Origin of the sequence: uncultured Georgenia sp., from assembly GCF_937958535.1 — a bacterium.
Lineage (GTDB): Bacteria > Actinomycetota > Actinomycetes > Actinomycetales > Actinomycetaceae > Oceanitalea.
The window spans coordinates 1-7781 of sequence record NZ_CALGNQ010000044.1 but is presented as its reverse complement, the minus strand read 5'-3'; the positions used below and the strand labels follow the sequence as shown (position 1 = coordinate 7781).

At 74.1% G+C, this 7781-nt stretch carries 7 protein-coding genes; 5 read left to right on the top strand and 2 right to left on the bottom strand.

Annotated features, from left to right (window positions below; all coding sequences use genetic code 11):
• A partial coding sequence (gene sdhA, locus Q0195_RS02735; RefSeq protein ID WP_299274193.1) for a succinate dehydrogenase (quinone) flavoprotein subunit occupies positions 1-1101 on the top strand: 1101 nt, incomplete at its 5' end.
• Complete coding sequence (locus Q0195_RS02730; RefSeq protein ID WP_299274191.1) at positions 1098-1841, top strand: succinate dehydrogenase/fumarate reductase iron-sulfur subunit; 744 nt, start codon at positions 1098-1100, stop codon at positions 1839-1841. The genes sdhA and Q0195_RS02730, both read left to right, overlap by 4 nt.
• An 82-nt stretch (positions 1842-1923) precedes the next feature.
• Here the strand turns inward: Q0195_RS02730 and Q0195_RS02725 are convergent, their stop codons facing one another.
• Positions 1924-3216: a YihY/virulence factor BrkB family protein gene (locus tag Q0195_RS02725; RefSeq protein WP_299274189.1), complete on the bottom strand. Its 1293-nt coding sequence runs from the start codon at positions 3214-3216 to the stop codon at positions 1924-1926.
• A 192-nt stretch (positions 3217-3408) separates the two neighbouring features.
• Here Q0195_RS02725 and Q0195_RS02720 point away from each other — a divergent pair, with 192 nt between their 5' ends.
• From Q0195_RS02720 to galK, 3 genes are read left to right on the top strand one after another with little or no spacing between them, the layout of a single operon-like run.
• Positions 3409-4224, top strand: coding sequence for a DeoR/GlpR family DNA-binding transcription regulator (locus Q0195_RS02720; protein WP_299274186.1), 816 nt, complete (start codon positions 3409-3411; stop codon positions 4222-4224).
• Positions 4221-5420, top strand: coding sequence for a galactose-1-phosphate uridylyltransferase (gene galT, locus Q0195_RS02715; RefSeq protein ID WP_299274184.1), 1200 nt, complete (start codon positions 4221-4223; stop codon positions 5418-5420). Before Q0195_RS02720 ends, galT begins: the two co-directional genes overlap by 4 nt.
• The gene (gene galK / locus Q0195_RS02710; protein ID WP_299274181.1) at positions 5417-6634 is read left to right on the top strand and encodes a galactokinase; all 1218 of its coding nucleotides are present in this window, start codon (positions 5417-5419) and stop codon (positions 6632-6634) included. The genes galT and galK overlap by 4 nt, the downstream gene beginning before the upstream one ends.
• A 56-nt stretch (positions 6635-6690) precedes the next feature.
• On the opposite strand, the gene Q0195_RS02705 is transcribed toward galK, so the two are convergent.
• Complete coding sequence (locus Q0195_RS02705; protein ID WP_299274178.1) at positions 6691-7509, bottom strand: exodeoxyribonuclease III; 819 nt, start codon at positions 7507-7509, stop codon at positions 6691-6693.
• Positions 7510-7781: the final 272 nt, after the last annotated feature.

The following is a 7781-nucleotide window of genomic DNA, read 5'->3' as shown; positions in this document are numbered from 1 at the left end:
CAGTCCAAGCTCACCCTGATGAGCGAGTCGCTGCGCAACGACGGCCGCATCTGGGTGCCCAAGCGGGCCGAGGACTGCGACAAGGACCCGCGGGACATCCCCGAGGAGGACCGCGACTACTACCTCGAGCGGATCTACCCGGCCTTCGGCAACCTCGTCCCCCGCGACATCGCCTCTCGGCAGGCGAAGAACGTGTGCGACGAGGGGCGCGGCGTCGGGCCGGCGGTGGACGGGGTGCGCCGCGGCGTCTACCTCGACTTCGCCGAGGCCATCTCGCGGATGGGCCGCAAGGCCGTCGAGGCCAAGTACGGCAACCTCTTCGACATGTACCAGCGCATCACGGGAGAGAACCCGTACGAGGTCCCGATGCGCATCTACCCCGCCGTCCACTACACGATGGGCGGGCTGTGGGTCGACTACGACCTCCAGTCCACCATCCCGGGCCTCTTCGTCACCGGTGAGGCCAACTTCTCCGACCACGGCGCGAACCGCCTGGGTGCCTCCGCGCTCATGCAGGGCCTGGCCGACGGCTACTTCGTGCTGCCCAACACGATCAACGACTACCTGGCCGACGGCCCCTTCGAGAAGGTCACGGAGGACCACCCGGCGGTGCAGGAGGCGCGCGGGGCCGTCATCGACCGCATCGACCGGCTCATGAACGCCGGCGGCAAGCGCTCCGTCGACTCCTTCCACAAGGAGCTCGGCAACATCATGTGGGAGTACTGCGGGATGGAGCGCACCGAGGAGGGCCTGCGCACCGCGATCGAGAAGATCCGGGCGCTGCGCGAGGAGTACTGGCGCGACGTCAAGGTCCTCGGCGCCGCCGACGACTTCAACCAGTCCCTGGAGAAGGCCCACCGGGTCGCCGACTTCCTCGAGCTCGGTGAGCTCATGTGCATCGACGCGCTGCACCGCCGCGAGTCCTGCGGTGGGCACTTCCGCGCCGAGTCGCAGACCGAGGACGGCGAGGCGCTGCGGCACGACGACGAGTTCGCCTACGTCGCGGCGTGGGAGTGGACCGGTGAGGGGCAGCCCCCGGTGCTCCACAAGGAGGACCTCGTGTACGAGTACGTCGAGATGAAGCAGCGGAGCTACAAGTGAGAATCACCCTCAAGGTCTGGCGCCAGAAGAACGCCGACACGCCCGGCCGCATGGTCGAGTACCCGCTTGACGGCATCTCCGAGGACATGTCCTTCCTCGAGATGCTCGACGTGCTCAACGAGCAGCTCATCGAGCGCGGCGAGGAGCCGGTCGCCTTCGACCACGACTGCCGCGAGGGCATCTGCGGCATGTGCGGCGTCATGATCGACGGCGTCGCCCACGGGCCGGAGGTCACCACCACCTGCCAGCTGCACATGCGCTCCTTCAAGGACGGTGACACGATCACCGTCGAGCCGTGGCGGGCCGACCCGTTCCCGGTCATCAAGGACCTCGTCGTCGACCGCTCCGCGTTCGACCGCATCATCCAGGCCGGCGGCTTCATCTCCGCCAACACCGGCTCGGCGCCCGACGCCCACGCCACCGTGGTGCCGAAGAGCGACGCCGACGCGGCCTTCGAGGCGGCCGCCTGCATCGGCTGCGGCGCGTGCGTGGCCGCCTGCCCGAACGGCTCGTCGATGCTCTTCACCGCCGCCAAGGTCACCCACCTCGGCAAGCTCCCGCAGGGGCAGCCCGAGCGGTGGGGCCGGGTGGTCTCGATGGTGGCGCAGCAGGACGCCGAGGGCTTCGGTGGCTGCACGAACATCGGTGAGTGCGCCGCCGTGTGCCCCAAGGGCATCCCGCTGGACACGATCAACCAGCTGAACTTCGACCTGCGCACCGCCATCCGCAACGGCAGCTGACAGCGCGAGAAGGCCCCCGGCTCCTGCGAGCCGGGGGCCTTCTGCTTGCGTGCGGCGGGTTGTCCGCCCACCGCACGTCCGCTCAACGGTGGGCGGTCTCGCCCCGTGCCTCCCGGCGCTCGGCGCGGCGCTGCAGGTAGCCGTCCCGGCGGGTGTAGCGCCGCCGCAACCGGCGCCGGTTCCACCGCCGCAGCGCCCCGACGACGCCGCCCCAGTAGGCGTCCTTCGCCCGCTCCTCCAGCGCGAGACGCTCCTCCCACTCCCGGCGCTCCTCGTCCGCGCGCCGGGTGGCGAGGACCTCGCGGCCCTCCTCCCCCAGCCGCTCGAGGTCCGCCGCGAGCGCCGTCTCGCTCACCTGCCGGTCGGCCTCCACGGTCCCGGTGATGGCGTCGTACTCCCAGGCCAGGGTGTGCGGGGCGGAGAGCGTGACGTAGTTGGGCGTCTGGTCGAAGTGGGTGGTGCGCGCGTCGGTGGGCTTCGGCGGGGCGGGCGGGTTCGCCGTCCACGCCGCGACGAGGAGGGTGACCCGGGCGAGGAGGTTGATCCACAGGAGGAGGGTGATGAGCGCCGCCGCCGTCGCGAGCAGCGGGTCGTCGGCCGCCCCGACCACGCTGGTGCCGAAGTAGCGCAGCACCCCGGCCGCGACACCGCCGATGAGGGCCGCGGTCAGCAGGTCGCGGCGCGGGGCCCGCACGCCGGCGAGCACCCGGAGGAGCAGGACGAAGACGGCGACGTCGACGAGCAGGACGACGAGCAGCCCCAGCACGCGCAGCGCCACGGACGCGAGCGCGCCCTCGACCCCGAGGCGGTCGAGCACCCACTGGCCCGCCGTTCCCGCGGCGATGCCGAGCGCTGCGGTGACGACGACGGCCAGACCGATCGTGACGAAGCCGGTGAGGTCGCGCAGCCGGGCGCGGACCGGGCTCTCCCGCGGGGCGACGATGCCGAACATCGCCCGGATCGAGTTCTTCAGCGCGGCCATGACGCTCAGCGCGGTCCACAGCAGGACGAGCGCGGCGATGATGCTCGTGGCGTTGAGCGCGGTCTGCTGGACGAGCTGGTCGGGGTCGAGCAGCCCGTCGCCGCTGCCGGTGTCGATGATCCCGGGCAGGGCGTCGTTGACGGCGTCGAGCACGGTGGCGCGAAGCTCGGCGTTGTTGCCGAGCACCGCCATGAAGACGGTGTACCCGATCGCCAGCGCGGCGAACACCGAGAAGAGCGCGGAGTAGGTGATGCCGCCGGCGAGCAGGCCGCCGCGCGCCTTGCCGTACCGGGCCAGTGCCCGGCCGGCCCGGGAGTGCTCCCAGCGCCCCTGGAGGGCCTTGACCCGGTCGACCAGCGTCGGTCGGTCGCTCCCCCGCGCGGCGGTACCCATGGCTACAGGGTAGGGACGAACCGCCCGGGCAGCACGGCGGGCGACCACCGGCGCGTGCCGGCCGGTCACCGCAGGGTGGTCGGTCCCGGCCGGTCGGACGTACCGTCCGGGCGGCACGACGGGAGCAGCGGCCGGTGACCGCACGCTGGTCGTTCGTGTTCGGTTCTGCGCCCTGCTGGCAGAATGTCGGGCATGACATCGCCGACTCCGCCGCTGCTCGCGCGCCAGCGTCAGCAGCACATCCTCGCCGCGGTGAACCGGAACGGCGGCGTCCGGGTGGCCGAGATGGTCGAGCAGCTCGGGGTGTCCGAGATGACCGTCCGGCGGGACATCGCCGGGCTCGTCCGCCGCGGACTGCTCGTGCGGGTGCACGGCGGCGCCGTCGCCCCGGGCCCCTCCGCCCAGGAGCCCGCCTTCGCCGTCAAGGCGGGCCGACGCCAGGAGGAGAAGTCCCGGATCGGCGCGCTCGCCGCGTCACGGGTGCGTGCCGGTGACGCCGTCGCCCTCTCCGCGGGGACGACGACGCTGGCCGTCGCCCGGGCGCTCACCGCCCACCCGGACTTCGCCACGCTCACCGTCATCACCAACTCGCTGCCCGCGGCGGACGTCCTGCACCAGGCCTCGCTGCAGGCCGCGGAGGCAGCGCGCCCGGCCCCCACCGTCGTCCTCACCGGCGGCGAGCGCACCCCCTCCGACGCCCTCGTCGGCCCGGCCACGGTCGACTACCTGCGGGACGTACGGGTGGACTGGGTGTTCCTCGGTGCCCACGGCTTCACCCCGGATGCCGGGCTCATGACCCCCAACCTCCAGGAGGCGGCGACCAACGCCGCGCTCCTCGCCACCGGCCGCAGCGCCGTCGCCGTCCTCGACTCGAGCAAGTGGGGGGTGCGCGGGCTGCGCACCTTCTGCCGGCTCGCGGACCTCGACGTCCTCGTCACCGACGCCGAACCCGACGACGCCACCGTCGCCGCCGCCACCACCCACGACGTCTCGCTGGAGATCGCATGAGCACCCACGCCGTCCGCAAGACCCGCAGCCGCCTCGCCGACGGCCGGGAGATCATCTACTTCGACGACTCCGAGCCGTACGTCTCCGGCGCCGCCACCCGCCGGTTGGACGACCCGCGGCCGCTGCCGGACCGCTTCGCCCCGGTGACCGGGCCGGACGGCGTCACCCGCCCCGTCACCGGGCCGCAGATGCGTTTCGACGTCCTCACCGGCGAGTGGGTGCCGATGGCCGCGCACCGGATGAACCGCACCCACCTGCCTCCGGCCGACGCCAACCCGCTCGCGCCGGCCCGGCCGGGCGAGGCGTACAGCGACGGCGAGATCCCCGCCGACGACTACGACGTCGTCGTCTTCGAGAACCGCTTCCCCTCACTGGTGCAGGTGCCCGGCGTGGCGGACACCGTCGCCTACGTCGACGGCGAGCCGCTGTGGCCGGTGCGCCCGGCCGCCGGCCGCTGCGAGGTCATCTGCTTCTCCCCCGACCCGCAGGCCTCGCTCGCCACCGTGGGGCACCGGCGCATGCGCACCGTCATCGAGGCGTGGGCCGACCGCACCGCCGAGCTCGCCACGGTCCCCGGGATCGAGCAGGTCTTCTGCTTCGAGAACCGCGGCCGGGAGATCGGGGTGACGCTGCACCACCCGCACGGGCAGATCTACGGCTACCCCTACCTCACCCCGCGCACGGCCACGATGCTGCGGCGGGCCCGGGAGCACCGCCAGGTCACCGGCCGCAACCTGCTGCGCGACGTGCTCGAGGCCGAGCTGCGCTCGGGCCGGCGCGTCGTCACCGAGTCCGAGCACTGGGTGGCCTACGTGCCGGCGGCGGCCCGCTGGCCCGTCGAGGTCCACCTGGCCCCGCGCCGCGACGTGCCCGACCTGCCCGCGCTCACCGACGCCGAGCGCGACGACCTCGCCGACATCTACCTGCGGCTGCTGCGTGCCGGGGACCAGTTCTTCGTCACGAGCAACGGCGACGGCGAGGAGCGGGCGCTGCGCCTGCCGTACATCGCCGCCTGGCACCAGGCCCCGGTGCACGAGGGCCGTACCGACCTGCGGCTCCACCTCCAGCTCTTCTCCGTGCTGCGGGCACCGGGCAAGCTCAAGTACCTCGCCGGCTCGGAGTCGGGGATGGGCGCCTGGATCTCCGACACCACGCCCGAGCGCATCGCCGACCGCTTCCGGGAGGTCGTCGAGTGAGCGCCCCCCTGCCGGCCTGGACCGACGACGACGGCGCACGGCGCGCCCGGGACCTGCTCACCCGGACCTTCGGCCCGGGTGAGGCCGGCGTCTGGGCGGCACCGGGCCGGGTCAACCTCATCGGCGAGCACACCGACTACAACGCCGGCCTGTGCCTGCCGGTGGCGCTGCCGCACCGCACCTTCGTCGCGGCGCGGCCGCGGACGGACCGCACCGTGCGGCTGGTCTCCGCGCAGGAGCCGGGGACCCACCGCATCGACCTCGACGACGTCCGGCCCGGCGCCGTCACCGGCTGGGCGGCGTACGTCGTCGGTGTCGCCTGGGCGCTGGTCGCCGAGGGGCTGGCCCCCGCGGACCGGGCACGGGGCTTCGACGTCGCGGTGGACAGCTGCGTGCCCTACGGGGCGGGGCTCTCCTCGTCGGCCGCGCTCGAGTGCGCCGCCGCCATCGCGCTCGACGACCTGTGGGACCTGGGCCTCGCCGGCGACGACACCGGCCGTGCGCGGCTCGCCGCCGCGTGCGTCCGCGCGGAGAACGAGGTCGCCGGGGCCCCCACCGGCGGCATGGACCAGTCCGCCTCGCTGCGCTCCCGGGCGGGGCACGCGCTGCTCCTCGACTTCCGGGACGGCGGCGCCCGGCACGTCCCCGTCGCCCTCGCCGCCGCGGGGCTGGACCTGCTCGTCGTCGACACGCGGGCACCGCACGCCCTCGTCGACGGCCAGTACGCCGCGCGCCGCCAGAGCTGTGACACCGCTGCGCGGCGGCTGGGGGTGGCGTCCCTGCGCGAGGTCGACGACCTCGGCGCCGCGCTCGCCGCCCTGGACGACCCGGTGAGCCGCCGCCGGGTGCGCCACGTCGTCACCGAGGTCGAGCGAGTGGCCCGCTTCGTCGCCGTCCTCGACGCCGGCCCGCCGACCGCCGACCGGCTGCGCGAGCTGGGCGACCTCATGGCCGCGTCCCACGCCTCGCTGCGCGACGACTACGAGGTCTCCTGCCCCGAGCTCGACCTCGCGGTGGACACCGCGGTCGCGGCCGGGGCTCACGGCGCCCGGATGACCGGGGGCGGCTTCGGTGGCTCGGCGATCGCGCTGGTCGACGCGGGCGACGCCCGGCGGGTGGCCGCCGCGGTCACCGGCGCCTTCGCCGCCGCCGGGTTCACCGAGCCGGCCTTCCTCCTGGCCCCGGCCGGCGGTCCGGCCGCCCGGGTGGGATGAGCGCCGAAGGCCCCATCGGAGGGCCGCCGCCGGCGCCGCGCCCCCCCTGCGCGGGCTCAGCGCTCGAAGCGGGCCACGACCGGGGCGTGGTCGGAGAACCGCCGGTCGTACGACGGCGCGCGGTCCACCGTCGCCTCCCGGGCACGGTCGGCGATCTCGGCGGTGGCGAAGAGGTAGTCGATGCGCCAGCCGGCGTCGTTGTCGAAGGCCTTGCCGCGCCACGACCACCACGTGTAGGGCCCCTGCCGCTCCCCGGCGAGGCGGCGCGTGACGTCGGTCCAGCCCATGCCCTCCACCCACCGGTCGAGGTAGGCGATCTCGGCGTCGAGCACACCGGAGACCCGGTTGTGGTTGGGCTTCCAGTTCTTGATGTCGAGCGGCGTGTGCACGATGTTGACGTCCCCACCGACGACGACGTCGCACTCCCCCGCCACGGCCTCCCGGGACAGCTCGTAGAGCCGGTCGGTGACCTTGTCCAGGTGCGCGTACTTGGCCGCCATGCGCTCCGGCTCGGTGGCGGTGCCGGAGTGCACGTACACCGAGACGACCGTCAGCGGGCGGTCGCGGCCGGGCACCGCGACGTCCATCTCCACCCAGCGCCCGGTGTCGACGGGCGGCTCGTCGGGCCCCAGCCCGACGCGCACGGCCGTCGCCGGCAGCCGGGAGGCCACCGCGACCCCGGCCCGTCCCTTGAGGTCGGACGCCTGGTGCGCCACGTGCCAGCCGTCCCCGAGCAGCTCGTGCAGGACCTCATCGGGGGCTCGCACCTCCTGGAGGAGGAGGATGTCGGGCTCGCGCTGGGCGAGCCACTCCCCCATCCCCCGGCGGAAGGCGGCGCGGATCCCGTTGACGTTGACGGTGGCGATCGTGAGCATGGGGCCCATTCTCGCCCGGCCCGGGGACGCCCCCGGCCCGGCTGCCCGCCGGGTGAGAACCCTCACCCGGCGGGCGTCACGGCTCAGCCCGGCCGGTCAGCGCACCTCCGGTGGCACGCGCCGCACGCCGAGGGTGTCGCGCCCGTCGCCGTCCCAGTCCCCGACGAGGACCTCGTCGTCGGCCCGGCCGTACCGCACGACGATGTCCGCCGCGCCGCCGCGCAGGGAGTTCTTCACGTGGTACTCCTTGCCGCGGCGCACCGCGAAGGTGT